This window comes from Psychroserpens mesophilus (assembly GCF_050617655.1).
In the GTDB taxonomy this organism is placed as follows: domain Bacteria; phylum Bacteroidota; class Bacteroidia; order Flavobacteriales; family Flavobacteriaceae; genus Psychroserpens; species Psychroserpens mesophilus_A.
Window position 1 is genome coordinate 50,878 of record NZ_JBODQC010000004.1, and the last position, 25,767, is coordinate 76,644.

Sequence of the window (25,767 nt, forward strand, 5' to 3'; positions counted from 1 at the left end):
ATGTGGTGTTATTTAATAATATATGGATTTTCATTTTTGTAATTTCTGATAATAAAATCAATAGCCGAATTAAGTAGTTCACCCATATTTTTTGCGCGTTTAAAGCGAATATCTCCAGTTAATTTATATAAGCCTTTTTTCAGTTCTTTGACTTTTTCAGCTGAAGAAATGGTGTCTTTTTTCATGCAATTAATTAAGTCTTGTAACCGCTCATTTTCACTCGTAGCACGTTTTGCTAAAAGAGAACGTTCCTCTTTTTCATACTGTTCAATAGATTCTTTAGCTAAAACCTCTAAACTCATTTTAACCAAAGCATTGTTTTCTTTTAAAAATTGTGGTTTATAAACCTTAGGATTGCCTTCATAGCTTTGTTGGTCAAAATCTACTGCACGAATTCGGTATTGGATACGGTCAAAATCGTGCGTAATTACGATTACGTAATTATAAGAGCGCATATCTGCCAGTAATCTTACAAAACAACGTTCATTAAACTTTACAAATTCTTTTGCTAATGCTCTTTTATCTTGTTCAGAAATCTTATGAAGATATTCACTTATAAATGTATCACCTGGGATTCCAGAAATATGTTCTTCAATTAGAGTATCTTTATAAACTAGAAAGTTTATATGGTTTGGTGATAATAAATGTTCTAATTCTAATCCATAAATACGAGAAGCGTCTGCTTTTTTTATATAGAGAAAAATATAGTTGTCATTTAATATATTTCTCACTTTTACACGGAAAGGTTTAGTATTTCCAAAAGTGCAAAAATCAATACTATCAATATTCAAATAAGGAAGAATGGTGTCACTTCCATCAGAATGTAAGATGGAATAAATTTGTTTTAAGCTCAATAATATTTCCTCACGCTCATATTCAGCATAATAGCAACTTACCCAAAGTGTATCGTTGTCATCATCATCAAAAATCTCTATTGCACCCTGAAAACGCAACAAATCATCATAAAAAATAGGGATTTTTATATTTCGCCCTTGATCTGTAAGATAACTTGAGAGCAGATCAGTAATAGGATATGCTGGTTTTTTCTTAGAAATTAGTTTTTCATTCATAATGATTATTGAAAGGCTATAAGGTAATTTTTAATTATCAAAAATACAATGCGTGCATAGTATTTATTTTATGATTGTTTTATAAATGGTTAAAAGGTGTCTTAGGTTTCAAATTGGGGAATAAAACCTACAAAAAACTATACTTCTGTCATGTTCCAATTAAAAAATGAAAAATGATTAAGATTTAATTATAAACAATATCTACTTTTTTAATTTGATACTCTTAAGCTTGTCATTTTGAATGCATTTTAAAAACTAAAGAAAAAATTAGCTTATCCTAACGTAATAATTGTACTTAAGCCATTTTTTATTGTAAATTTGCCTGCGTTTAACAGCGCAACATGACAACTACTAAATACATCTTTGTAACGGGAGGCGTAACATCCTCACTTGGAAAAGGCATCATTGCTGCTTCTTTAGCAAAACTGCTGCAAGCACAAGGTTACAGGACGACCATTCAAAAACTAGATCCTTACATTAATGTAGATCCAGGAACTTTAAATCCTTATGAACATGGCGAATGCTATGTTACAGATGATGGAGCAGAAACTGATTTAGATTTAGGACATTACGAGCGATTTTTAAACGTGCCTACCAGTCAATCTAATAATGTTACTACTGGTCGTATCTACCAAAGCGTCATCGATAAAGAGCGTCGAGGTGAGTTTTTAGGAAAAACTGTCCAGGTCATTCCTCATATTACTGACGAGATTAAACATCGTGTACAAATCTTAGGTCAAACTGGTGATTACGATATTGTTATCACAGAAATTGGTGGAACTGTTGGAGATATTGAGTCTTTACCTTACATTGAAGCTGTACGTCAGTTGAAATGGGATTTAGGAGAAAATAATGCCATTGTGATTCATTTAACCTTAGTTCCATATTTGTCGGCTGCTGGTGAACTAAAAACAAAACCCACACAACACAGCGTAAAAACCTTAATGGAAAGTGGAGTGATGGCAGATGTACTTGTATGTCGAACGGAACATGAGTTACCTGAAGACTTAAGAATAAAACTCGCTAAATTTTGTAATGTGCGTCAAGAGGCTGTTATTCAGTCTATCGATGCATCAACCATATATGATGTGCCCAATTTAATGTTGGAGCAAGGTCTCGATAAGGTGGTTTTAAAGAAATTAGCGTTAGAAAGTTCAACCCCAGATTTAACACAATGGAATCAGTTTTTAGAACGCCATAAAAATCCAACAGGTGAAGTCACAATCGGATTGATTGGAAAGTATGTAGAACTTCAAGACTCCTATAAATCTATTTTAGAAGCTTTTATTCACGCTGGTGCAGAAAATGAAGTAAAAGTTAAAATAGAGTCCATTCATTCTGAATCTCTAACTGAAAAAAGCGCAGCAAAAAAATTAAAACATTTAGATGGAGCCCTTGTAGCTCCAGGTTTTGGCGAACGTGGTATTGAAGGGAAAATTGAAGCTGTGAGATATGTTCGTGAAAACAATATTCCATTTTTAGGAATTTGTTTAGGCATGCAGATGGCAGTTATTGAATATGCTAGAAATGTATTGAAATTAGCAGATGCCAATTCAACCGAAATGGATGAAAACACACCAAATCCAGTGATTGATTTAATGGAATCTCAAAAGACAATTACAGACAAAGGTGGAACTATGCGTCTTGGTGCCTGGGATTGTAACCTTGTTGATGGTAGTATTGCAGAAGAAGTCTACCAATCTTCTAACATACAAGAGCGTCACAGACATCGTTACGAATTTAATAATAAATACAAACAGCAAATTGAAGAGGCTGGTATGAAAGCCACTGGACTGAATCCGGAAACAGGATTGGTTGAAATTGTAGAAATTCCTAAGCATAATTGGTTTGTTGGTGTACAATATCATCCCGAATACAAAAGTACTGTGGCCAATCCACATCCATTATTTGTGGCTTTTGTGAAAGCAGCTCTAAATTTCAAAATCGATAAAAATAGTGTCAGTATGGCACAAAACTAATAGTGGACAGCTTTTTGTTAATCAAAATACGTCCTTTCCTTTTTTTAGGAAACTCTAATTAATACAAATGGAAGAAAAAAAATTTGACTTAAACTCCATCATAGGATTCGTTCTTATTTTCGGAATCTTGCTATATATGATGTGGCAAAATCAGCCAACACCTGAAGAATTAGCTGAACAGGAAAAAGCAAAACAAGAACAAGTTGAAGCTGAGAAAAAAGCAGCTAGCAAAGCAACTGAAAATACAGTGGTTACTTCAGCTGAAGACTTCTCTAATACTTCTGTAAAAGATTCCCTTCAGTTAGAAAACTTAAAAAATAAATTAGGTTCGTTTGCTTATGCATCAACCTTAACTTCAGCAACCGATAAAGAAACATCTGTTTCTACAGATGTTTTAGACTTAAAATTCAGTAATAAAGGTGGTTTTCTTTCTGAAGTCAAATTGAGAAACTTTGTCGATTACGACTCTATTCCTATACAGTTAATCAAGAATGGTAATCAAGATTTTAATATCACGTTCCCAACAGCAGATAACAGGATTTTAAATACTAAAGACCTGTATTTTCAGCCTTCAGTAAGCAAAAATGGAGATAATACTGTTGTCTCTATGAAACTTAAAGTGTCTGAAAGTAAATTTTTAGAATACCGTTACGAGCTAAAGCCCAATGATTATATGATTGATTTCTCAATTGTATCTAAGGGATTAAATAACGTAATTAACAGTTCTCAAACTATTAATTTAGATTGGAAATTAAAAACCTATCGTCATGACCAGAGTATCACTTACGAAAATCGTTATACACGTTTAACATACATGCATGAAGGTGATAAGATCAGTAAATTAGCACAAAATGGAGATGATGAAGAGCTTATTGAAGATGTTAGGTGGCTTTCATACAGACAACATTTTTTTAGTTCCATTTTAGTTGCAAACCAACCCTTTAAAAAAGCGACAATTACATCTACAGATCTGGTGCAAGATGAAGAAATTGATACCATGTTTACTAAAGCGTTTGCTTCAAAGTTACCTTTGGCATTTAATGGAGGAGAAGCCGATAATAATTTTCAATTGTATTTCGGTCCGACAGATAGTAAGATTTTAAAGCAGTACGATTATGATTTAGAGGAAAGTATTCCATTTGGTTGGGGGATTTTTGGTTGGATTAACAAGCAGTTGTTTATTCCTTTGTTTAGTTTTTTAAGTTCGTTTTTGCCTTATGGTATTGCTATTATTGTCATGACGGTTTTAATCAAATTAATGATGTCGTTTGTACAATATAAGCAGTTCTTATCACAAGCTAAAATGCGTGTATTAAAGCCAGAATTAGATGCCATAAAAGAAAAGTACAAAGACAATAAAATGAAGGCACAACAAGAAACGATGGCTCTTCAGAATAAAGCAGGAGCTAGTCCGTTAGCTGGATGTTTACCTGGTTTAATCCAGTTGCCAGTATTTTATGCCTTATTCATGTTCTTCCCTACAGCATTTGCTTTAAGGCAAAAAAGTTTCTTATGGGCTGATGATTTATCGTCTTATGATGTGATTGCTGAGTTGCCTTTTAATATTCCATTTTATGGAGATCATGTGAGTTTATTTCCAATATTAGCGGCTATTGCAATTTTCTTCTACATGAAAATGACAACTGGTCAGCAAATGGCTTCGCAACCAACTCAAGAAGGGATGCCAGATATGGCTAAGATGATGAAGTACATGATTTACTTTTCGCCAATATTAATGTTAGTATTCTTTAATCAGTATGCTTCAGGATTGAGTTTATATTATTTTATTTCTAATATGATTAGTATAGCAATTATGTTAGTGATTAAAAATTATATTTTAGATGAAGATAAGATTCATGCTCAAATTCAAGTCAATAAAAAGAAACCTAAAAAGCAAAACAAGTTTCAGAAGAAAATGGCTGAAATGATGGAGCAGGCAGAACAACAAAAGCAAGCTCAACAAAACCGTAAAAAATAAACGTAAAGTAATATACTATTGAAAAGCCTCTGGAATGTCCCAGAGGCTTTTTTACGGTTGTAATTCAGGTTTGTTATAGGTTGCATTACTGTTATTAGAGACTATTGGTTCAATTCAAATAAGTATTAATCAATTACTAATTGATTATTAAAGAAAGAAAAAGCGCTTCTAGAAGATCCAGAAGCGCTTTCAACCAACCAACCAATCAGGTCAAATTAATCTGCTATTAACCAATTAATCTGAAATGAAAATTTTTACAAGTCTCTTATAACTCTACTGATACCGTGAATAACACCGTTGATAGCTTGAACATTATTTATATTTGTAATAGGATTTGAACCTCCATCTGGATCAATTATAGCTGGTGTTGTAGCATCGATAGTTATACTAGGACCTCCAAATGTTGGAACTGAAGCACCATCTAGTCCACTTAAATCTTCTGCTCTTACGTTTGAATCGGTTGATACATGTAAGTTTAGAGTCGCTTCTAAAGTAGCAGTAGGAATTTCAGTAGCATTATCCAGACCTAAATCACTTAATAAATCTACAAATGCATCGTTAACAGGAGCGAAGACTGTAAATGGAGAAGCATCATTGTTTGCATCGTTGCTGCTTAACACACTAACATAGTCAGTTGGTGTTAAATCTGTTAAAGCAGCTACTAATGTTGAAAAATTCGGATTGGCCACAGCATGAGTGACTACAGTAGGCAAATCTATAACATTATCAACGACATGTACAACACCATTTGTGCCAACAATATCAGTTACAACAACCATTGTAGAGCCATTAAGCATTACGTTTTCTCCAACGTTTACAAATAAACTTAAGTTGTCACCATCGGCATTTGTGGCACCAGTAGTCTGGTAGCTCGTAGATAAATCTGAAGATAAAACAGTAGCACCAATAATTACATGGTTTAAAAGTACATTTGATAAAGTATTACCATTAGGGTTTGAAAATGAAACGAACGCATCATTCGTTGGTGCAAATACTGTAAACGGACCATCAGTTCTTAAAGTAGATACTAAACTCTCAGAAGTTAAAGCTCCTGTTAATGATGTTAAGTTGTCATTGTTTAAGGCATGATCAACGATGTCTGGCAAACCTAAAACAGCATCAATTACATGGATTGTTCCATTTGAAGCTGAAATATTAGCAACGTCAGCAGACACAACGCTTGCAGTATTGTTAAATCTTGGCAGAGCTGAATTGGTGTCAAATAGGATGCTTAAATTTTCATTTCCTGCTCCTGCAGCATTGGTTCTTGTGTAACCTTTACCATCAGGACCTGATAAGGCAATTAAATCTGTAGCGCTAACATTTGCAGAAATAACATGATTTAATAAAATTTGCTCTAATACAGCAGGATCAACTTGGTCTAATGGAGTACCACCTAAGAATTCATTGAACGCATCATTAGTTGGTGCCAATACTGTAAAAGGACCATTTCCTCTTAAAAGATTGACTAAATCACCATCGGCAGCTTGCAAAGCAGCGACCAAATTTGATAACTCTGGAGTTGCTAAGGCCGTATCGACAATGTCTAATTGTTGTGGCAAGGTAATTGTATCGTTATCATCATCGTTACTGCATGCTTGAAAAGCAAAAACGAATAATAATAAGGGCAAAATCTTGAATGTTTTTGAAATAATTTTCATTTTTTTGAGTTTTTGTTGTTTAACTTTATTCTATAATGAATTAAAATGTTTAACGAATTTACAAAATGATTAAACAAAATATGATGAGTCGCTTATTTTTTATGTTTATTTTAACAATGGTTAGTTTTATTTCTTATGCTCAAGAAGTTGTTAATCAGTTTGATAATGATGGAAAACGCCATGGTGTCTGGAAAAAGTACTATGACAAAACAGATCAATTACGATATGAAGGAAAATTTAATCATGGTAAAGAAATAGATACGTTTAGGTTTTACACCTTAAACAATAAGAAAAGTGTACTAAGTGCTGTAAAAGTATTCAATCCTAAAAATAACAAAGCCTCTGTTAAATTTTTGTCTTCTAAAGGAAAATTGATTAGCGAAGGCAGTATGAACGGAAGAGCATACATTGGTAAATGGACCTTCTATCACAATAAATCCAATGCTGTATTGTCTACTGAAACGTACAATGATGATGGTAAATTAGAAGGAGAAAAAATCGTTTATTACGATAATGGTCAAATAGCAGAAAAATCTAATTATAAAAATGGTCAATTGGAAGGTGTCTCTAAATGGTATTCTGAACGAGGAGTGCTCTTAAAAGATTTATTGTATAAAAATGATGAGCTCCATGGAATGGCAAAGTTTTATGATGCTGATGGACTCTTACTTGCTGAAGGAGAATACCAATACGATCGGAAACACAACATCTGGAACTACTATGAGGACGGGAAACTCAAAGAATCTATAGATCATACCAGACGAAGTAAGAATCCCAAAAAACAATAGTCAAAAGTTATTTGCTAAATAGTCATATACAATAGCATCGTAAGTTACGTTGCTGTTTTTATTTATTAATTTTGCAAAATGAAACTTCTGAATTAAAAGAAGTTTCAGATAATCCTAAAATAACAACAGTAAATAGTAATGAAAAGAGTTGTAGTCGGACTTTCAGGTGGTGTAGATTCAAGTGTAGCTGCCTATCTATTAAAGGAACAAGGTTATGAAGTCATTGGCTTGTTTATGAAAAACTGGCATGACGATTCTGTGACTATTTCTGACGAATGTCCTTGGTTAGATGATAGTAATGATGCCATGTTAGTGGCAGATAAACTTGATATTCCATTTCAAACAGTAGATTTAAGTGAACAATATAAAGAGCGTATTGTAGATTATATGTTTGACGAATATCAAAAAGGAAGAACACCAAATCCAGATGTGCTTTGTAATCGAGAAATTAAATTTGATGTCTTTATGAAAATAGCACTTGATCTTGGTGCAGATTATGTTGCTACGGGTCATTACTGTAGAAAAGGCATGATTAATAAAGATGAAAAAAACATTTATCAACTGCTGGCAGGTGTTGATACAAATAAAGACCAGTCTTATTTTTTATGTCAATTGTCACAAGAGCAATTAGCTAAGGCATTGTTTCCGATTGGCGAATTAACCAAACCAGAAGTTCGTGAAATTGCTAAAAAGCTCGATTTAGTAACAGCAGATAAAAAAGATTCTCAGGGCTTGTGCTTCATTGGTAAAGTTCGTTTGCCTGAATTTCTTCAGCAAAAATTAAAGTCTAAAGAAGGTGTTATTGTTGAAATTCCTAAAGACCACGAGTTCTATCTAACTGAAACTCCTAAATTCAATTCAAAAGAAGAGGAACTACAATATTTTTCAAAAAACCTTCAGTATTCTATATCAGACGGAACAGTAGTTGGGAAGCATCAAGGCGCTCATTATTTCACTAAGGGTCAACGTAAAGGTTTAGCGGTTGGAGGAACAGTAGAGCCTTTGTTTGTTATTGAAACAGATGTCAATGAAAACGTAATTTATACTGGTCAGGGCAAAAATCATTTAGGTTTGCTCAAAACAACTTTGTTTGTTTCTAATGAAGAATTACATTGGATTCGCGAAGATCTGGCTTTAGCAAACGGTGAATCCATGAAAGTGAAAGCTAGGATACGCTATCGCCAAACTTTAGAAAATGCAACGATTTATAAAGTTGAAGATGGACTTTTTGTCGAGTTTGAAGACCATCAGTCTGCAATAACTGAAGGTCAATTTGTAGCTTGGTATTTAGGTGACGAATTAGTAGGTTCAGGAGTTATTTCTTAAATTGCAATAAAAATAACCCAAATAATTGCAAGATGAAAAAACGGTTACTCTTTAGTATTGTACTTTTTCAGTTCATGGCTTATGCTCAAGAAGAACATGCTTGGGTTTATCTTATAGATAAAGAAAATGTGGCAGCATCGATAGCTAATCCCATCTCAATTTTAACTCAAAATGCTATTGATAGAAAGGTGGCTAAAAACATTCCTATTGATGAACGCGATGTTCCTGTTAACGAAAACTACATCACACAGCTTAAAAATCAAACCGGAATTACAGTCATGGCCAAATCGAAATGGTTCAATGCTGTTTATGTTATAGGATTAGAAACAGATATTACTACTCTTGAAACCTTAGACTTTGTGGAGTTTATTGATTTTGCTGATAAATCCCTCAATTCCGAATCCAGAATTGCATTAGATAATAATAAATTTGAAATTGAAGAAAGTTTAATCAATTTTGACTACGGAAGTGCTCAAAATCAAGTTGAAATGATAGGTGTAGATCATTTACATGTATCAGATTATACAGGAGAAGGTATAGTTATAGCAGTATTAGATTCTGGGTTTCCAAACGTAGATACTATGGGAGCTTTTCAACGTTTACGAGATAATAGCGATTTACTAGGCGGTTATGATTTTGTAAATAGAAATAATAATGTCTTCGAATATACAGGCAACCAGCATGGAACGAATGTGTTAAGCGATATGGCTGGTTTTATTCAAGATGAATTTGTTGGTACTGCTCCAGATGCCTCTTATTATTTGTTTAGAACTGAAGATGCTTCGAGTGAGATGCCAGTTGAAGAAAGTTATTGGGTTGAAGCTGCCGAACGTGCTGATAGCTTGGGTGTTCATATCATTAATTCGTCTTTAGGATATCGAGTGTTTGATAATGAAAATTATAGTTATACACCTAACGATATGAATGGTAATACCGCTTTTATAACTAAAGGCGCAAACATAGCCAATGAAAAAGGAATTTTAGTGGTTAACTCTGCTGGAAATTCAGGTGCAACTTCATGGCAAACTGTTGGTGCTCCAGCAGATGGTTCGGGTGTTTTTAGTATTGGAGCAGTAGATGTTGAAGGTAATTATGCCTCGTTTAGTTCTCAAGGAAATTTGACACAACCCACTCAGAAACCAGATGTAGTTGCTCAAGGCTCTGGGTCACTCGTTATAAACTCAAATAATGAGATCGTTAACAATAACGGAACCTCATTTAGTTCTCCCATTTTGGCTGGAGCAATGGCTTCATTAAAACAAGCTTTACCAGACGCTTCAAATGAAGAGCTTAAACAATTCGTGAGAATGTCTGCGTCACAATTCAGTACTCCAGATTTTCTTCTGGGTTATGGGATTCCTAATTTTGAATTAGCTCTAGATATTGGTTTGTCGCTTTCTGAAGAAGAATTTGTACGTTTTAAAATATTTCCAAATCCAGTCATCAATAGCCTTAACATTCAAATTCCGGTAAGTACTGAAGCCACAAATTTGAAAATATATAATGTGTTAGGAAAACTTATCTTGGAAAAAGATTTAATGCAATCTGAAACCAATTTAGATGTGTCTTCCATGGCATCAGGTATATATATGATGTCTTTTCAATCTAGCAAAGGCTTAAAAACATTTAAACTTATAAAATCTTAAATGACAAATAGAATTACGAAACTTTTCAATATTAAATATCCAATAATTCAGGCAGGAATGATATGGGCTAGTGGCTGGAAGTTAGCCTCTGCTGCAAGTAATGCTGGAGCACTTGGTTTAATAGGTGCAGGTTCGATGTATCCAGATGTATTGCGAGAGCACATTCAGAAATGTAAAAAAGCTACTGATCAACCTTTTGGAGTAAATGTTCCAATGTTGTATCCAAACATAGAAGAAATCATGGATATTATTGTTGAAGAAGGTGTTAAAATTGTCTTTACTTCAGCAGGAAACCCTAAAACATGGACACCTTGGCTTAAAGAAAGAGGGATTACAGTTGTTCATGTTGTTAGTAGTGTAAAGTTTGCTTTAAAAGCTCAAGAAGCAGGAGTTGATGCAGTTGTAGCAGAAGGTTTTGAAGCAGGAGGACATAATGGTCGTGAGGAAACAACAACATTAACTTTAATTCCAATGGTAAAGGAGCAATTGGACATTCCTTTAATTGCTGCAGGTGGAATTGCAACAGGAACAACAATGTTAGCAGTAATGATATTAGGAGCAGATGCTGTTCAGGTTGGAAGCAGATTCGTTGCCAGTGAAGAAGCATCTTCTCATCAAGCGTTTAAAAACACTGTCGTAGATGCCAAAGAAGGCGATACACAACTTACTTTAAAAGAACTGGCTCCTGTTCGACTTGTCAAAAATAAGTTTTTCAATGAGCTACAAGAACTTTATAAAAAAGGAGCCTCTGTCGATGAGTTGAAAACACATCTTGGCAGAGCAAGAGCTAAACGTGGTATGTTTGAAGGTGACCTTGATGATGGTGAACTTGAAATCGGACAAATAGCTGGATTAATCCATGATATTAAACCTGCTGCTCAAATTGTTAAAGATATGGTTGCTGAATTTAAAGAAGCACAGCAAAAATCTATTCAGCCGTTTTATTAAATAAACTATATTTGAGAAACATAAACGACTAATATTTCAAACAATTGATAAATTCTAAGTGTCATGTTTTAATTCCAGATGGTAATAGCACTTGGGCTTTAACCGTAATGAATTGTTTGTCTTATAATCCCGATTATAAACTTTTTGTGCTTTCTGATAAGAAACGAACCGCAACTAAGTTTTCAAAACATACATCGTATTACAAATACTATAAAAGACCTTCAGATAAAGATTGGGCAGATATTATCGTTAGGGAAGTTGTAACTCAAAATATTACTGTTATCATTCCTATAGCAGAAGCGGAAATTAAATTTTTTATAACGAATTCTCATCATTTACCAGACTCAGTTAAAGTCATTCTACTTCCAGAAATCAATAGTTTTGAAACAGCTATAAATAAACATAAGCTCAGTGTTTTTTTAAATGAGCATAATTTGCCACACCCAAAATATAAGTACTTAAATACTTCTGAATCGCATTCAAATCATGATTTTGGATTACAATTTCCTGTTTTAATAAAACCATTACACCAAAAAGGAGGTGATGGCATATTGAAATTTGATACTCTAAAAAAATTAAAAAGATATGTAGATAAGCATTCAGATTATAACGAACTATTTATACAAGAATATATTGAAGGTTATGATATAGATTGTAGTGTGCTGTGTGTTGAAGGAGAAGTTTTGGTGCATACAATTCAAAAAGGATACTTGAGAGGTCATAACGCTTTTGCACCACAGTTGGGTTTTAAGTTTTTAAAGAACGAACGAGTCTTAGATATTGTAACTAAACTAATGAAAGCTTTAAATTGGTCTGGAGTTGCCCATATTGATTTACGTTATGATTCAAAGGCTGATGATTATAAAATTATTGAAATAAATGCACGTTTTTGGGGAAGTGTTGAAGGGTCTAAATTTGCTGGAATAAATTTTCCGGATTTAGTAATTCAACTGGCTGTGAATCAAAAAATTGAAGACACAGAATATAAGGAAGTTGACTACATGCGTTTCAAAGGGGTTTTAAAATCAATCAAACGTAAACCGTCTTTTCTACTTAACAAAAACTATCTCATAAATAATTCTGAAACGAAATCCTTTCTTAAAGATCCTATTCCAACATGTTACAAGTTTATAGAGTGGTTAGGAAGACAAATTAATATTATTCTCTTGCTTTTAGGTCAGGAATTGACATTTTATACAATCTGCTAGACCCATTTTTATAGCTATCAAAAATATTTATTAATTCTTCCATCGTTAATTTAGAATTAAAATTTTGACTTGTAGTATTGCGTTTACTTGTGAAGTATAATGTTTTAGAATTCATATCGTAAAATGGGCAGTAATCCATTTTTTTGGAATTTATGGTATGACCCATATTTTTAGCTTCACTCCATTGATTGGTGTCGTCTTTGTAGCTAATGTACAAGTCACCACTTCCATGACCATCTGTTCTATTGTAGCACGTGTAAATCATTAACGATTCGTCAGGTGCTATAAACGCATTAAATTCATACCCTTCCGTGTTAATTGTGTTTTCTAAAGGTCTTGGAGTAGTGTAAGCTCCGTTTTTGAATACGCTCACATAAATATCATCTTTAGTGTTTAAGGATGGATTGTTAAGTGTAAAATATATGTTTTTTGAATCAGTAATCACAGGGTAAAACTCATCCATTTCAGTATTTACTGGAGCGCCTAAGTTTAAAGGTTCAGACCATTTTTCGAAAACATTAGACCTAGTTACAAACCAAATATCGAAATCTTTAGGCTCTGAAGAGGTATTATTTAAAGGTCTGTTTGAAACAAAATATAATGTAAGTCCGTCACTTGAAAAGTAAGGCTCAATGTCAAAATATTGACCTGAAAAAGATAATATTTTTGGAGTTGACCAACCGTTTTCATTTTTTCTAACATATACTAATGCAGAGATATCTTCCATCACACTTTGAGCGGAAAAGACAGCTTCACTTTCGTTTGAAGTTAAGGCAATATCTCTAACATTAGGAAACTGAGTAACTACATCTTCCAAAAATGGAAGAGGTTCATTATATTGATGTTGTGAATACGCCAAAGACACAAAACACAAAGGCACTAAACAAAAGTAGAAGAGGATAATAGGTTTCAAAATAGATGTTTTAAGGCATAATTTACAAAACCTTGTAATTCATCATTTAAAAGTTATGTTAAAAAACATTCTGCTATAAACAACAAAAAGAGGAAAATTTCCTCTTTTTGTCTGAAACGTTTTTTAACAACAAAATTTTTAAATCCCTCTAAAATAATAGCTAAAAAAGTTTCTACCCCAAATACCTAACCTACTAAAATAAGGTATTTATACAGTAAAAATAATGCTTTCATATGTTCTAGTTAAACAAATAGAATTCAACTTATTAACAATTTGAGTTCATAACATTATAATTCCCAATCTATTGTATTTTGAATCTTTATAAAAATGAGGTTAGAGGCTTTTGATACTCAACAAACACTTACCTTTGAAAATTTAAAATTATAAGCATTGATTTTATCAAATTACACAAAAGAATTTAAACGTAACTGGCAATTGGCTGCACCAGTCATGTTAGGTATGCTAGGACATACATTTGTGCAGTTTATTGATAATATAATGGTTGGTCAATTAGGAACAGCCGAATTAGCAGCTGTGTCTTTAGGAAATAGCTTTATGTTTATCGCTATGTCTATTGGTATTGGATTTTCTACTGCCATTACACCTCTTGTTGCCGAAGCTGATGCTGCTCGTAATTTCAAAGAAGGCAAGTCGTCTTTTAAACACGGATTGTTTTTATGTACAATATTAGGTGTTTTGTTATTTCTATCTGTTTTTTTAGCAAAGCCTTTACTGCATTTTATGAAGCAACCTGCTGAAGTTGTAGAACTCGCTTTACCATATCTTAATCTTGTAGCATTTTCATTAATTCCATTAATCATTTTTCAAGCGTTTAAGCAATTTAGTGACGGACTTTCAATGACAAGATTTCCAATGTATGCAACTATTTTGGGTAACGTAGTTAATGTGATATTAAACTATGTGCTCATATTTGGAAAATTTGGATTCCCTGAAATGGGTATCGTGGGAGCAGCTTATGGAACTTTAGCGTCTAGGGTTATTATGGTCATTTACCTCTGGTGGCTCCTCATTAAAAAGGAAAAATCGAGGGCTTACGTTACACATATAAAACTCTTTGTACTAGATAAATTAATGCTTAAAAAGGTGATAAGTTTAGGGTATCCAAGTGCCATGCAAATGTTTTTTGAGGTCGCTATATTCACAGCTGCAATATGGTTGAGCGGTTTATTGGGTAAGAATCCACAAGCTGCAAATCAAATCGCTTTAAACTTATCATCCATGACGTTTATGGTTGCTATGGGATTGAGTGTTGCTTCTATGATAAGAGTGGGAAATCAAAAGGGATTGCATCACTATTTTGAGTTGCGTCGCATTGCATTTTCAATTTTTTTATTGACTACTATGTTGTCGGTTTGCTTCGGAATCATTTTTTATGTGTTTCATGATCAACTTCCCAAGTTATATGTAGATTATAATGACGCAAAAAATTTAATCGATAATACTGAAGTGGTTAGTATCGCGTCAAAACTGATGATTGCTGCTGCTATTTTTCAAGTAAGTGATGGTATACAAGTGGTTGTTTTAGGAGCTTTAAGAGGATTACAAGACGTAAAAATACCAACAGTGATTACGTTTGTATCTTATTGGGTTATTGGATTCCCAATTAGTTACTTTTTAGGTAAAGAGGACGCTTATGGAAGTTTCGGAATTTGGCTAGGGCTGTTAGCAGGATTAACAGTAGCAGCTATTTTATTATTTATAAGGTTTAATTATCTTACAAAAAAGTTAATTTTGTCTAACAACTAAAAACTACATATGGAACTTCCAAAATTCATACTAGGTGATAATACAGATCATCCCAATGCAATTTATGTTATTCATACTGAATTTCCTCGATTTATAATTAATCTTGAAGATGATGAAGTAGAATGGTTTGAAGAGTTTGATGAGCATGATCAAAGAGAAATTGAAGCAGAAGCTGAAAATCTTATTCAATCTGCTACCGATTTTTACGATAGAGAAATTTCCAGATACGACGATTAATGTTAGAACAATTAGTAGAATACGATCAAGAATTATTTTTATATCTCAACGGGTTAGGTAATACATTTTGGGACCCTTTCTGGCTAGCCTATACCTATAAGTTAAATTGGGTGCCTTTTTATGCTTTATTAGCGTATTTAATGTACAAAAAGCTTAATACCAAAATGTTTGTATTAACCTTGGTGGTTATCGCACTAATGATTTCATTTACCGATCAGGTTACTAATTTGTTTAAACATGGTGTTGAACGATTTAGACCTTGTCATGAAGACGGTATTTCACAACTAATGCGATTAGTTAGAAGTAGTTGTGGAGGAAGATTTGGCTATTTTTCTGGTCACTCATCTAATTCAATGGCTGTGGCAGTTTTTACAAGTTTAATGTTAAGATCAAGGCATAAGTATCTCCCGTATATTTTAATCATTTGGGCTGTTACAATGGGTTACAGTAGAATTTATGTTGGTGCACATTATCCATTAGATGTTTTAAGCGGTTTTATATTTGGCGGATTATCAGGATTTATGTTTTATAAATTAGATAAATATTTACAATCGAGATTTCAACTTAAATAAATATTATAAATTCTTCTTAATCACTTGATAATTAATGTTCCTTTTCTTCATCCACAAGTAAACAAAGCAATCTCTCAATGGTGCGAATAGGCGATTATGTATTCCAAATTTAGATGTACCAGCAACTCTTGGGAAATGTTTAATAGGAATTTGTTTAATCTTTCCGCCTTGTAGCATTATCATTGCTGGTATAAATCGATGTAAACCTTTAAACATTGGGATGCGTTTAGCATATTCGGTTTTTATAAGCTTTAAAGGGCAACCTGTATCCTCAATGCCATCTTTTGTAAACGCTCGACGAATACGATTTGCAATATTTGATGTTATCTTTTTTATCAGAGAATCACAACGGTTTGTTCGAATACCTGTTACCAAATCATAATCATTTATATGGTTTAAAAGTAAATTGAAATCTTTTGGAGAGGTTTGTAAATCGGCATCAATATATCCAACAAGCTCAGTGTCTGTATAATCAAATCCTGCTTTTAAAGCTGTACTCAATCCATAGTTTTTATCAAATGAAATGAAATGATAACCAGTGTTTCTATTGCAAATAGTTTCAATATGAGTCTGACTTAAATCTGTTGATCCATCATTTATAAACAGAACTTTTGTTACTGTTTTTGATGTTAGCGTAAACGCTAATAATTCTTCTTCAAGACGTAACAGGTTTGCGTCTTCATTATAAACAGGAATAAGTATAGTAAGTTTAAATTGCATTGACATGGATGATATCTTACAAAAATATTCTTTTTTATAACCTAGTTATTGATTTGGTTTGTTTTAAAAATTGTTAATTTGTCAAAAAAATAATTGTATAAATGAAAATAGTGGTTACAGGAGCTGTTGGATTCATAGGTTCGCATGTTGCAGAACGTTTGCATAGTCTAGGTCACGATGTGATAGGATTAGATAATTTTAATGATTACTATAATTTAGATTTAAAGAAACTGAATGCTAAGGTTTTAACTGAAAAAGGAATGCGTATCGTAAAAAAAGATTTGCGTGATTCTAATTTTAATGACGACTTACCGAAAGATGTTGATTACATTTTTCATTTTGCTGCACAACCAGGTATTTCTCAAACGTCAACTTTTGAAGACTATTTTACAAACAATATAATAGCTACTAAAAATTTAATTGATTACGCATATTCATGTGAAAATTTAAAACTATTTGTAAATATTGGCACCTCTTCTATATATGGAATGGAAGCTACATTTACAGAAGATATTGCACCTAAACCTGCATCACATTATGGCGTAACAAAACTTGCAGCCGAACAGTTAGTACTTCAAAAAAGCAGAGAAAAACAGATGAAAGCTTGTTCATTGCGACTTTATTCTGTTATTGGTCCACGTGAACGACCAGAAAAAATGTACACTAAGTTAATCACGCTAGGCTTACGTGATAAACCGTTTCCTTTATTTGAAGGTAGTGATAAGCATTTACGAAGTTTTACATATGTAGGAGATATTGTAGATGGTGTTGTAAGTGTAATAGGAAATGAAACTAAAGTGGATGGAGAAATTATTAATCTTGGAACTGAAGTCGAACACACAACAAAAGAAGGGATAGAAGCCGTAGAAAAAGTATTAGGAAAAACAATCCAGCTTCATATAATTCCGAAACGTCCAGGTGACCAGTTACGCACTAAGGCTAATATTGATAAAGCAAGAAAATTATTGAATTACAACCCAAAAACAACCTTGCTGGAAGCCGTAGAAAAACAGGTGGAATGGTATAAAGCTAATTTTTCAAACTAAGCAAATACTCTGCAGCTACAAAAGGCGTCGTTTTACCATCTTCAATGAGTTGTAATTGAGTTTTTAAAGCCTCTTTTATTTCAGGATGATTAAAAAACCTTGATTTTAATCGATCTTCAATAGTTTGTATTAGCCAAAATTTGCTTTGTTCTTTTCGATTATAATCAAAATAGTGGTTGGCTTTTGAATGTGCTACATAAGATTGAATCATAACCCATATATCCTCAATACCTTCATGTTTTAAAGCACTGCACAGCATGACTTTTGGTTGCCATTCTGAATCTTTTAAAGGATATAAATGTAAGGCTCTGTTAAATTCAACTTTAGCCAGTTTTGCAGCTTTAAGGTTGTCGCCATCTGCTTTGTTGATAGCAATAGCATCAGCCATTTCAATAATACCACGTTTTATACCTTGTAATTCATCTCCAGCTCCAGCCAATTTTAACAGCAAAAAGAAATCTACCATACTATGTACCGCAGTTTCACTTTGTCCGACTCCTACAGTTTCAATTAATATAGTATCAAAACCAGCAGCTTCACAGAGCATAATCGTTTCTCGTGTTTTACGAGCCACACCACCTAATGAAGTTCCCGAAGGTGAAGGTCTGATGAACGCATTCTCATTTTTTACCAGATCTTCCATTCTGGTTTTATCTCCTAAAATACTTCCTTTACTTAAACTACTACTTGGATCAACAGCTAAAACAGCTACTTTTTTTCCAATAGAAGTCAGGTGCATTCCGAAAGCTTCAATAAACGTACTTTTACCAACACCAGGAACTCCTGTAATTCCTATTCTTACCGAAGCATTGGTATGCTGAAGACACCCTTTTATAATATCGCTGGCTTGTTGTAAATGTTTAGAATTAGAACTTTCAATTAAAGTTATAGCTCTGCTTAACGCAGTAATGTTGCCTTTGAGAATCTGAGCGATTAATTCTTGAGTAGAAGGTTTAGCCTTACGCTTTTGTTGAATTTTGGTAATAGAGGATGCATTGGTAATTTCAGATTGCGAAACACCTTCTATGTTATGTAATGCAGAAGATTTTGATTTTTTGGTCAAATGCCTTTATTCCTTTTTATCTTTTAACACCACTAAAGGTACTGCAATTTTTGTTTTGTCCCAAGCCATTGTAAGTTTAAGGTCATCGGTAGAATTGTCAAATGCAATTGTGAATTGCTCTACAACTTTATCTAAATTTTCAGTAGCAACATCAATCTCTAAAATATCATAATTTGGATCCCATAACGGTTGCATTTGTTCATCAACACCCCAAGGATATTGTTTGGTATTTAGCATTACTTTCCAAACACTATCATTAGGAACCGTCCAAATTGAATATTTTCCAGAAGGAACATAAATGCCGTCAATCATCAAATTCTTGTTGGTTTCAAAGGTTGTCGCTTCATTAGCTCCTGTTCGCCAAACTTTATCGTAAGGTACTAAAGCACCAAATATTTCACGTCCTTTTTTAGAGGGTCTGTTGTAAAAGACTTCTAATTCTAAGTCGTTAAGTTTAAATTCTACAGTGTCTTTGGGACTTAAACGTTTAGAAAAAATATTTTCCACAAAATAAGAGTAAAGAAAAAGTCCAACAGCTACAATGAACAGAAAAATGAGAAGTCGTTTTAAAAACGTATTCATAAAAAAAATCAATTTCAAAATGGATTATAAAGATAATAGTAAATCGATAACATCCCAATATTACTTAACGTACTTTTAGGATATCTATTATATTTTAAAAAAAAGTAAACCAATTTTGCAACACTCTGTTTTTTGTGTCGTCTTTAAAGTGAACCAATACCTAAAAAACTTTTTCAAGTTGTGAGGTATGTAACCAAACCAAAAGCAATTTTAGATGTTAGAATCTAATATTATTGAAAAATGTAGGCAAAATAATCGCATTGCACAACTGCAGTTGTACAAACAGTATTGTGATGGTATGTATATTGTTGCTATGCGCTTTATGAAAGATACTATGGAAGCTGAAGATATCGTACAAGAAGCTTTTATAAAGGCGTTTTCAAAATTAGATCAATTTAAAGCTGAAGTGACTTTTGGAGCTTGGTTAAAACGTATCGTTGTTAATACATGTATTGACTGTTTAAAATCTAAGAAGCAACATTTGCAAGAATTAGAGGAGGTGCACCTGAAAGTAGTCGATTCAAATTATGACAACGAATGGTTAGTAGATGATACAATAAGTCTAAATGACGTTAAAGATGCTATTGAAAGGTTACCTGATAAATATCAATATGTTGTCATGTTGTATTTAATGGAAGGTTACGACCATCAGGAGATTTCTGAAATCTTAAACATTACAGAAATAGCATCTAGAACTCAATTATCCAGAGGAAAATTAAAATTAAAAGCACTTTTAACACCTATTAAAAATGGCACGAGATCTTAGACAATTATTTGAAAATGAAAAGAATGATTCGCAGTTAAAAATGAGCGAAGGTCATGAAGCACGCTTTATTAAAAAGCTAGACAACGCTTTGCCTGTAGATACATCAATCAAAAAACGTTTCAGTATTTTAAAAATAGCGGCAAGTATAGTTGTGTTAATCGGGTTGGCTTTTACAGCGTATAAGTTCTCGCAACAACCAAAATCTATAGAGAATACAGTTGTAGAAAATGAACCTAAAATTAAAGAAAATCAGCTTAAATCACTTGGAGACATTTCACCAGATTTGAAAAAGGTTGAAGATTATTATTTGGCTCATATAAATCTGGAATTGTCTAAAATTAAACAAACCACAGAAAACAAAGAACTTTTTGATGGTTATGTGATTAGACTTGCCGAATTAAATCAAGAGTACAAACGTTTGTCGGTAGAACTTACTGAAAATGGTCCAAATGAGTTAACCGTTAGTGCTTTGATTGATAATTTAAAATTGCGTCTTAATTTATTGAATCGCTTAAAAGAACAATTACATGATTTAAATGCTTCTGATGAAGTGAAATTAAACACTTAAGATTTTATTGAAATAGGATTTCAAAACAAAAACAAACACCATGAAAACAAAATATATAACCTTAATACTATTGCTTTTCTGCTTTACAATTTATGTTTCAGCACAAGAGAAATTAACAAAACTATCAAAGAAAATAGATGTTACTAAAGACGTCGTTATTGATTTAAATACAAGCTATGTTCAAATAGAAATTGATACATGGAACAAGAACACTTTGGAAATTGAAGCCTATATTGAAGGTGAAAAGCTCTCTAAAGAAGAATTGCAAGAAGCCCTTAAAGTTTGGAACCTTAAAGTAGATGGATCGGGAGATTATGTAAAAATTAGTTCAGAAGGTTCTTACTCTTCTTGGAACAATCTTCATGTCTTAGATCTTAATTTAGAAGACTTAAATTTAGATTTACAGGATTTGCACATCAACCTTGCAGAAATGCCAGAACTACCTGAAATGCCTGAGCTTCCAGAACTACCTGAAACGGCTCGTGTTAAGCTGCCAAAAATGCCTAAAATACCAGAATTACCAAAAGGGGTAACCAACGTAAGTTTTGATACTGAAGCATATGATAAAGAAGGTGAAGCCTACTTAAATAAATGGAGCAAAGAGTTTGGAGAAAAATATGGAGAAGCATACGAAGAAAAGATGAAAGCTTGGGGAAGAGAGATGGCTAAAGTAGATTTTACAAGTTATGAAAAAGAGATAGAAAAATGGGGCGAACGCTTTGGTGAAGGTTATGGGAAAAAAATGGAAGCTTGGGGAAAAGAATATGAACTAAGATTTAATGACAAATGGGCCGAAAAGATGGAAGCTTGGGGAGAAAAATATGGCAAAGAAATGGAAGAACGCGCTATTGCAATGGAAAAACGTATGAAAGCAAAAGAAAAAAGTATGGAAGCCAGAGCTAAAGCTATGGAAAAACGTCAAGAAGCACTTATGAATCATAAAAACAGTCATGCTAGAAGCTTACACTTAGGAAGTGAAAACGTTAAGAAGACTATAAAAATTAAAATGCCAAAAAAAGCCAAATTGAATATGAATGTAAGACATGGTGAATTGAAAATGTCTTCTGTAATAAACAATTTAAAAGCAGATATATCTCATGGTGTATTTGTAGCAAATCACATTGATGGAAACGAAACTTCCATCAATGTGTCTTATTCTCCAATTAATATCAACACTTGGAGTTTAGGTGAGCTCAACCTTAAATATGTTGAAGATGCGCACATACAAACCGTTGAAAGTTTGATGCTAAATAGTGTTTCGTCTGATATTGTTTTGAGTAACTTACTAAGTAATGCTATTATTGATGGAAGTTTCGGAGATTTAACCATTGCAAATATTGCTGATTCTTTTTCCAATTTGAATATTATTTTAGAGAATAGTGACGCATTAATCGTATTGCCTAAAAATGAGTACAGTGTTTTCTTTAAAGGTAATCGTTCTAAACTGAACAACGAGATGACCAGCCAGAAAACCATTGAAAACTATCCTAATGGTAAAACTATGATAAAATCAATAGTTTTAAATGCCAAGTATAGTGATGTTATCTTAAGAAATTAATTGCTGTCTTATGTCATTCCGACGAAAGGAGGAATCTCATAATTAATACTCAAAAAAATCTTCCTTTATTGTACTTTTGAGAAAAAATATACGCATGACTCCCAAAGCGTTTTCTCAATTTTTATCCAATTTAAGCAATCCACCGCTTCATGTTTTAGAGCCTTCAATGTCTAAGTCAGATTATGTGCATTTAGATTTGTCTGTGTCTAATAAATCACTTGAAAGGGTTGATGTGTCATCTTCTGAAAAGCTAGAATTGTATATTCATAATCACAAGATTTCAAACAAAGCTAAAGTCGCTTTTGGTGGTTATCTCGAAACACGTAATATTTACCAACGTAGTACCTATTTTAAGACTTCAAACCCTGAAACCGAACGTAATATTCACTTAGGTTTAGACTTGTGGATTGCAGCTAAATCTCCCGTTTACACTCCTTTAGATGGTGTAGTGCACAGTTTTAAAAACAATACTAATTTTGGCGATTATGGTCAGACAATCATCCTTGAACATAATATTAAAGGAGTTTGCTTTTACACCTTATATGGGCATTTAAGTTTAGGGTCTATTGAAAATCTAAAAGTAGGAGAGAAGGTTAAACAAGGAGATCAAATAGCGACTTTAGGAGATGCTACTGTTAATGGTGATTATCCACCACATTTACATTTTCAGATTATAAAAGACATGCAGAATTATGTTGGTGATTATCCTGGTGTTTGCTCACAACAGGATTTAGAGTTTTATAGTAATAATTGTCCTGATCCAAATTTGATGTTTAGATTATAATGCCCTTTTCATTTATCTAGCACAATGCAACTAAAATAGCCTGATAAACAGAAATTTATCTTATTATTGTAATGTATAAACTATAATTATGAAGCATTACTACACACTTTTACTTTTATTATTTTCTAATTTCTTAATTCAAGCTCAAATTGTTAATATACCTGATGCTAATTTTAAAAACACATTAGTTAATACCAATTGTGTTGTGACCTTTATCAATGGCTCTGTTCCTACTGAAGATGTCGATACAAATGATGATGGTGAAATACAAGTCAGCGAAGCTCTTGCAGTTCAAGTACTTTTTATACCTGGAGATAATATTAGTGATTTAACTGGAATTGAAGCTTTTACAAATTTAGAACGTTTCAATTGTGATGAAAATAATCTTACTACATTAGATTTTAGTGCAAATACCAACCTAAGAACGTTGACTGTTAACGAGAATAATATTCAAGCCATAGATCTTTCTGCAAACATAAATTTAGAAGTTTTTCAATGTTCAAATAATCAAATTCAGAATTTAACGTTTCCTGCCAATAATGCCTTAGAGTTTTTAATTACTTCTAATAATCCCATTACAAATTTAGATCTATCAAATTGTAGTAATTTACTCAGTTTACAATGTGTTAATAATGATTTGTCAGATTTAGATTTAAGCCAAAATACACTTTTGTATGAGCTATATTGTCTTAATAATAATATTACAAATTTAAACCTTTCAAATAATACATTACTTACAGATATAAACTGTTATGGTAATTTATTAACTTCTTTAGACTTAAGTAATAACCAGATCTTGGAGCAATTATATTGTGCGAATAATCAGTTAGTTTCATTGATTACCAATAGTCCTTTTTTAGATTCGATACGTTGTGAAGATAATATGATTGAAACTCTTGATGTTAGTAATAATTCTAATTTAAGACTGCTTAGTTGTTCAAATAATGCTTTGACATCGATTGATATTTCAGAAAATACCATGGTAGAAACTCTGGTTGCAGATAATAATGATTTGATACATATGTTTCTCAAAAATGAGACCTGTTTTCTCGGAGGGTTGGGATTTGATAATAATCCAAATTTGAGTTTTATTTGTATAGATATTGGTTTGCAAAGTGGTTGTTCAGATCAATATCAGGTATATCAACGATTACAGGATTATGGCTATTTTAATGTTGTTGTGAATTCATATTGTTCATTTGTTCCAGGAGGAGAGTATGGTTTGGTTACTGGTAATATTAGAAATGATATGAATAACACAGGATGTGATACTAATGATTCTGTAAATCCTTATTTTAAATTGAATGTGGATAATGGGTTTGCTGCTGATTTGTTTTATGCTAATTCTAATGGAGATTACAGTATTCCTTTACAAGATGGTACATATACTATTACTCCTCAACTAGAAAATTTAGAATATTACACTGTAAGCCCTTCGTCTATAACAGTTAATTTTCCAACAGATTCAAGTCTAATTACTCAAGATTTTTGTATTGTTCCAGATGGAGAACACAATGATCTTGAAATAACTATTCTTCCTGTTGTACAAGCTAGACCTGGATTTGATACTCCATATAAACTAATCTACAAAAATAAAGGGAATACAACATTGTCAGGTGTAATTAGTCTTGATTTTGATGATGATTTTATGAGCAATGTATCCTCTAACCCAACAGCCGATGATGTGTCTGTTGGTCATTTAGGTTGGAATTATATTGATTTAGAACCATTCGAAGTAAGAGAGATTGATTTTACGATGAACCTCAACACACCAACAGATCCAAACTTTCCTTTAAATGTTGATGATGTCTTAGTTTTTGAGACAACTATAAACCCTGTGGTGAATGATGAAACTCCTAATGATAATACATTTACATTAGATCAAACTATTGTCAATTCTTTTGATCCCAATGATAAAACCTGTTTAGAAGGCGAAACCATTACACCAGAATTAATTGGAGACTATGTGCATTACATGATTCGTTTTGAAAATACAGGAACAGCCAATGCGATTAATGTGGTTGTTAAAGATGAAATAGATACAAGTAAATTTGATATTCATACACTAATTCCATTGCATTCTAGTCATAACTTTATAGCTAGAATTCAAAACACGAATGAAGTAGAATTTATCTTTGAAAATATCAATTTACCTTTTGATGATGCTAACAATGATGGTTTTGTTGTGTTTAAAATTAAAACGCTGAACACTTTAGTATTAGACGATACCTTTAGCAATGAAGCTGAAATTTATTTCGATTATAACTTTCCTATTGTTACAAATGATTACATAACCACTGTTGCAGAAGACAATCTTTCGATTGAAGGGTTTGTATTAAATAACTCTGTTAAACTATTTCCCAATCCTGTAAACGAAGTATTGCATATTTCAAGCGAGATAAACCTGAAGTCTATTAGTGTATCAGATATCAATGGTCGTGTGCTAAAAGCGATTGCTGTTATTGGGAATAAAAACGAAAAAGCGATTGATTTAGAAAGCCTTTCCAAGGGTGTTTATTTTGTAACTGTCAAAACAGAAAGCGGACAACTTACTGATAAAATCATAAAGAATTAAACACTATAATTG

The 25,767-nt window shown here is 32.7% G+C and carries 22 protein-coding genes; 16 read left to right on the forward strand and 6 right to left on the reverse strand.

From position 1 onward, the window contains the following. Nucleotides 1-8: 8 nt before the first annotated feature. The gene (locus ACRHNM_RS08885) at nucleotides 9-1,070 is read right to left on the reverse strand and encodes a hypothetical protein (protein WP_431135742.1); all 1,062 of its coding nucleotides are present in this window, start codon (nucleotides 1,068-1,070) and stop codon (nucleotides 9-11) included. 341 nt (nucleotides 1,071-1,411) lie between these two features. Between ACRHNM_RS08885 and ACRHNM_RS08890 the strand changes: the two genes are divergently transcribed. Then, on the forward strand, nucleotides 1,412-3,049 hold the full coding sequence (locus ACRHNM_RS08890; RefSeq protein ID WP_431135744.1) for a CTP synthase: 1,638 nt from the start codon (nucleotides 1,412-1,414) through the stop codon (nucleotides 3,047-3,049). 67 nt (nucleotides 3,050-3,116) lie between these two features. Beyond that, nucleotides 3,117-5,027: a membrane protein insertase YidC gene (gene yidC / locus ACRHNM_RS08895; protein WP_431135746.1), complete on the forward strand. Its 1,911-nt coding sequence runs from the start codon at nucleotides 3,117-3,119 to the stop codon at nucleotides 5,025-5,027. 254 nt (nucleotides 5,028-5,281) lie between these two features. Here the strand turns inward: yidC and ACRHNM_RS08900 are convergent, their stop codons facing one another. Further along, nucleotides 5,282-6,688 (reverse strand): fasciclin domain-containing protein, encoded by a 1,407-nt coding sequence (locus ACRHNM_RS08900; RefSeq protein WP_431135748.1) that lies wholly within the window; start codon nucleotides 6,686-6,688, stop codon nucleotides 5,282-5,284. 65 nt (nucleotides 6,689-6,753) lie between these two features. On the opposite strand from ACRHNM_RS08900, the gene ACRHNM_RS08905 reads away from it, so the two are divergent. From ACRHNM_RS08905 to ACRHNM_RS08925, 5 genes are all read left to right on the forward strand, one after another. After that, complete coding sequence (locus ACRHNM_RS08905; protein ID WP_431135750.1) at nucleotides 6,754-7,476, forward strand: toxin-antitoxin system YwqK family antitoxin; 723 nt, start codon at nucleotides 6,754-6,756, stop codon at nucleotides 7,474-7,476. 138 nt (nucleotides 7,477-7,614) lie between these two features. Continuing rightward, complete coding sequence (mnmA, locus tag ACRHNM_RS08910; protein WP_431135752.1) at nucleotides 7,615-8,802, forward strand: tRNA 2-thiouridine(34) synthase MnmA; 1,188 nt, start codon at nucleotides 7,615-7,617, stop codon at nucleotides 8,800-8,802. A gap of 32 nt (nucleotides 8,803-8,834) precedes the next feature. Beyond that, complete coding sequence (locus tag ACRHNM_RS08915) at nucleotides 8,835-10,448, forward strand: S8 family serine peptidase (protein WP_431135754.1); 1,614 nt, start codon at nucleotides 8,835-8,837, stop codon at nucleotides 10,446-10,448. Continuing rightward, nucleotides 10,449-11,396, forward strand: coding sequence for an NAD(P)H-dependent flavin oxidoreductase (locus tag ACRHNM_RS08920; RefSeq protein ID WP_431135756.1), 948 nt, complete (start codon nucleotides 10,449-10,451; stop codon nucleotides 11,394-11,396). It abuts the gene before it with no gap. A 44-nt stretch (nucleotides 11,397-11,440) separates the two neighbouring features. Then, nucleotides 11,441-12,604, forward strand: coding sequence for an ATP-grasp domain-containing protein (locus ACRHNM_RS08925; RefSeq protein WP_431135758.1), 1,164 nt, complete (start codon nucleotides 11,441-11,443; stop codon nucleotides 12,602-12,604). On the opposite strand, the gene ACRHNM_RS08930 is transcribed toward ACRHNM_RS08925, so the two are convergent. Continuing rightward, a complete protein-coding gene (locus tag ACRHNM_RS08930) occupies nucleotides 12,555-13,517 on the reverse strand; it encodes a TolB family protein (protein ID WP_431135760.1) in 963 nt (320 codons plus the stop codon). The genes ACRHNM_RS08925 and ACRHNM_RS08930 overlap by 50 nt on opposite strands. A 390-nt stretch (nucleotides 13,518-13,907) precedes the next feature. On the opposite strand from ACRHNM_RS08930, the gene ACRHNM_RS08935 reads away from it, so the two are divergent. The 3 genes from ACRHNM_RS08935 to ACRHNM_RS08945 are packed head-to-tail and all read left to right on the forward strand — an operon-like array spanning nucleotide 13,908 to nucleotide 16,093. Further along, entirely contained in the window at nucleotides 13,908-15,284 is a 1,377-nt protein-coding gene (locus ACRHNM_RS08935) for an MATE family efflux transporter (RefSeq protein ID WP_431135761.1), read from the forward strand. Between the two features lie 9 nt (nucleotides 15,285-15,293). Next, nucleotides 15,294-15,521: a hypothetical protein gene (locus ACRHNM_RS08940; RefSeq protein WP_431135763.1), complete on the forward strand. Its 228-nt coding sequence runs from the start codon at nucleotides 15,294-15,296 to the stop codon at nucleotides 15,519-15,521. After that, complete coding sequence (locus ACRHNM_RS08945) at nucleotides 15,521-16,093, forward strand: phosphatase PAP2 family protein (RefSeq protein WP_431135765.1); 573 nt, start codon at nucleotides 15,521-15,523, stop codon at nucleotides 16,091-16,093. Before ACRHNM_RS08940 ends, ACRHNM_RS08945 begins: the two co-directional genes overlap by 1 nt. 3 nt (nucleotides 16,094-16,096) lie before the next feature. Here the strand turns inward: ACRHNM_RS08945 and ACRHNM_RS08950 are convergent, their stop codons facing one another. Further along, entirely contained in the window at nucleotides 16,097-16,813 is a 717-nt protein-coding gene (locus ACRHNM_RS08950) for a glycosyltransferase family 2 protein (protein WP_431135767.1), read from the reverse strand. A 101-nt stretch (nucleotides 16,814-16,914) separates the two neighbouring features. On the opposite strand from ACRHNM_RS08950, the gene ACRHNM_RS08955 reads away from it, so the two are divergent. Continuing rightward, nucleotides 16,915-17,859 carry an NAD-dependent epimerase/dehydratase family protein gene (locus tag ACRHNM_RS08955; RefSeq protein WP_431135769.1) on the forward strand — a complete coding sequence of 315 codons (945 nt, stop codon included), beginning with the start codon at nucleotides 16,915-16,917 and terminating at the stop codon, nucleotides 17,857-17,859. On the opposite strand, the gene meaB is transcribed toward ACRHNM_RS08955, so the two are convergent. Beyond that, the gene (gene meaB / locus ACRHNM_RS08960) at nucleotides 17,843-18,922 is read right to left on the reverse strand and encodes a methylmalonyl Co-A mutase-associated GTPase MeaB (protein WP_431135771.1); all 1,080 of its coding nucleotides are present in this window, start codon (nucleotides 18,920-18,922) and stop codon (nucleotides 17,843-17,845) included. The two genes, ACRHNM_RS08955 and meaB, sit on opposite strands and share 17 nt — an antisense overlap. A gap of 6 nt (nucleotides 18,923-18,928) precedes the next feature. Next, a complete protein-coding gene (locus ACRHNM_RS08965; protein WP_431135773.1) occupies nucleotides 18,929-19,504 on the reverse strand; it encodes a DUF2911 domain-containing protein in 576 nt (191 codons plus the stop codon). A gap of 214 nt (nucleotides 19,505-19,718) precedes the next feature. On the opposite strand from ACRHNM_RS08965, the gene ACRHNM_RS08970 reads away from it, so the two are divergent. The 5 genes from ACRHNM_RS08970 to ACRHNM_RS08990 all read left to right on the forward strand — a co-directional run bounded on the left by ACRHNM_RS08970 (nucleotide 19,719) and on the right by ACRHNM_RS08990 (nucleotide 25,755). After that, nucleotides 19,719-20,270, forward strand: coding sequence for an RNA polymerase sigma factor (locus ACRHNM_RS08970; RefSeq protein ID WP_431135775.1), 552 nt, complete (start codon nucleotides 19,719-19,721; stop codon nucleotides 20,268-20,270). Then, entirely contained in the window at nucleotides 20,254-20,838 is a 585-nt protein-coding gene (locus ACRHNM_RS08975) for a hypothetical protein (RefSeq protein ID WP_431135777.1), read from the forward strand. The genes ACRHNM_RS08970 and ACRHNM_RS08975 overlap by 17 nt, the downstream gene beginning before the upstream one ends. A gap of 40 nt (nucleotides 20,839-20,878) precedes the next feature. Next, nucleotides 20,879-22,396, forward strand: coding sequence for a hypothetical protein (locus tag ACRHNM_RS08980; RefSeq protein WP_431135779.1), 1,518 nt, complete (start codon nucleotides 20,879-20,881; stop codon nucleotides 22,394-22,396). A 94-nt stretch (nucleotides 22,397-22,490) separates the two neighbouring features. Further along, entirely contained in the window at nucleotides 22,491-23,180 is a 690-nt protein-coding gene (locus ACRHNM_RS08985; RefSeq protein WP_431135781.1) for a peptidoglycan DD-metalloendopeptidase family protein, read from the forward strand. Nucleotides 23,181-23,268: 88 nt separating this feature from the next. Further along, a complete protein-coding gene (locus tag ACRHNM_RS08990) occupies nucleotides 23,269-25,755 on the forward strand; it encodes a DUF7619 domain-containing protein (protein ID WP_431135782.1) in 2,487 nt (828 codons plus the stop codon). The last annotated feature ends 12 nt before the right edge of the window (nucleotides 25,756-25,767 follow it).

What these genes read in the sequence shown, in the direction of transcription:
- ACRHNM_RS08885 (WP_431135742.1), bottom strand. Translation starts at nt 1,070, where the DNA reads ATGAATGAAAAACTAATTTCTAAGAAAAAACCAGCATATCCTATTACT.
- ACRHNM_RS08890 (WP_431135744.1), top strand. Translation starts at nt 1,412, where the DNA reads ATGACAACTACTAAATACATCTTTGTAACGGGAGGCGTAACATCCTCA.
- yidC (WP_431135746.1), top strand. Translation starts at nt 3,117, where the DNA reads ATGGAAGAAAAAAAATTTGACTTAAACTCCATCATAGGATTCGTTCTT.
- ACRHNM_RS08900 (WP_431135748.1), bottom strand. Translation starts at nt 6,688, where the DNA reads ATGAAAATTATTTCAAAAACATTCAAGATTTTGCCCTTATTATTATTC.
- ACRHNM_RS08905 (WP_431135750.1), top strand. Translation starts at nt 6,754, where the DNA reads ATGATTAAACAAAATATGATGAGTCGCTTATTTTTTATGTTTATTTTA.
- mnmA (WP_431135752.1), top strand. Translation starts at nt 7,615, where the DNA reads ATGAAAAGAGTTGTAGTCGGACTTTCAGGTGGTGTAGATTCAAGTGTA.
- ACRHNM_RS08915 (WP_431135754.1), top strand. Translation starts at nt 8,835, where the DNA reads ATGAAAAAACGGTTACTCTTTAGTATTGTACTTTTTCAGTTCATGGCT.
- ACRHNM_RS08920 (WP_431135756.1), top strand. Translation starts at nt 10,449, where the DNA reads ATGACAAATAGAATTACGAAACTTTTCAATATTAAATATCCAATAATT.
- ACRHNM_RS08940 (WP_431135763.1), top strand. Translation starts at nt 15,294, where the DNA reads ATGGAACTTCCAAAATTCATACTAGGTGATAATACAGATCATCCCAAT.
- ACRHNM_RS08945 (WP_431135765.1), top strand. Translation starts at nt 15,521, where the DNA reads ATGTTAGAACAATTAGTAGAATACGATCAAGAATTATTTTTATATCTC.
- ACRHNM_RS08950 (WP_431135767.1), bottom strand. Translation starts at nt 16,813, where the DNA reads ATGCAATTTAAACTTACTATACTTATTCCTGTTTATAATGAAGACGCA.
- ACRHNM_RS08955 (WP_431135769.1), top strand. Translation starts at nt 16,915, where the DNA reads ATGAAAATAGTGGTTACAGGAGCTGTTGGATTCATAGGTTCGCATGTT.
- ACRHNM_RS08965 (WP_431135773.1), bottom strand. Translation starts at nt 19,504, where the DNA reads ATGAATACGTTTTTAAAACGACTTCTCATTTTTCTGTTCATTGTAGCT.
- ACRHNM_RS08970 (WP_431135775.1), top strand. Translation starts at nt 19,719, where the DNA reads ATGTTAGAATCTAATATTATTGAAAAATGTAGGCAAAATAATCGCATT.
- ACRHNM_RS08975 (WP_431135777.1), top strand. Translation starts at nt 20,254, where the DNA reads ATGGCACGAGATCTTAGACAATTATTTGAAAATGAAAAGAATGATTCG.
- ACRHNM_RS08980 (WP_431135779.1), top strand. Translation starts at nt 20,879, where the DNA reads ATGAAAACAAAATATATAACCTTAATACTATTGCTTTTCTGCTTTACA.
- ACRHNM_RS08985 (WP_431135781.1), top strand. Translation starts at nt 22,491, where the DNA reads ATGACTCCCAAAGCGTTTTCTCAATTTTTATCCAATTTAAGCAATCCA.
- ACRHNM_RS08990 (WP_431135782.1), top strand. Translation starts at nt 23,269, where the DNA reads ATGAAGCATTACTACACACTTTTACTTTTATTATTTTCTAATTTCTTA.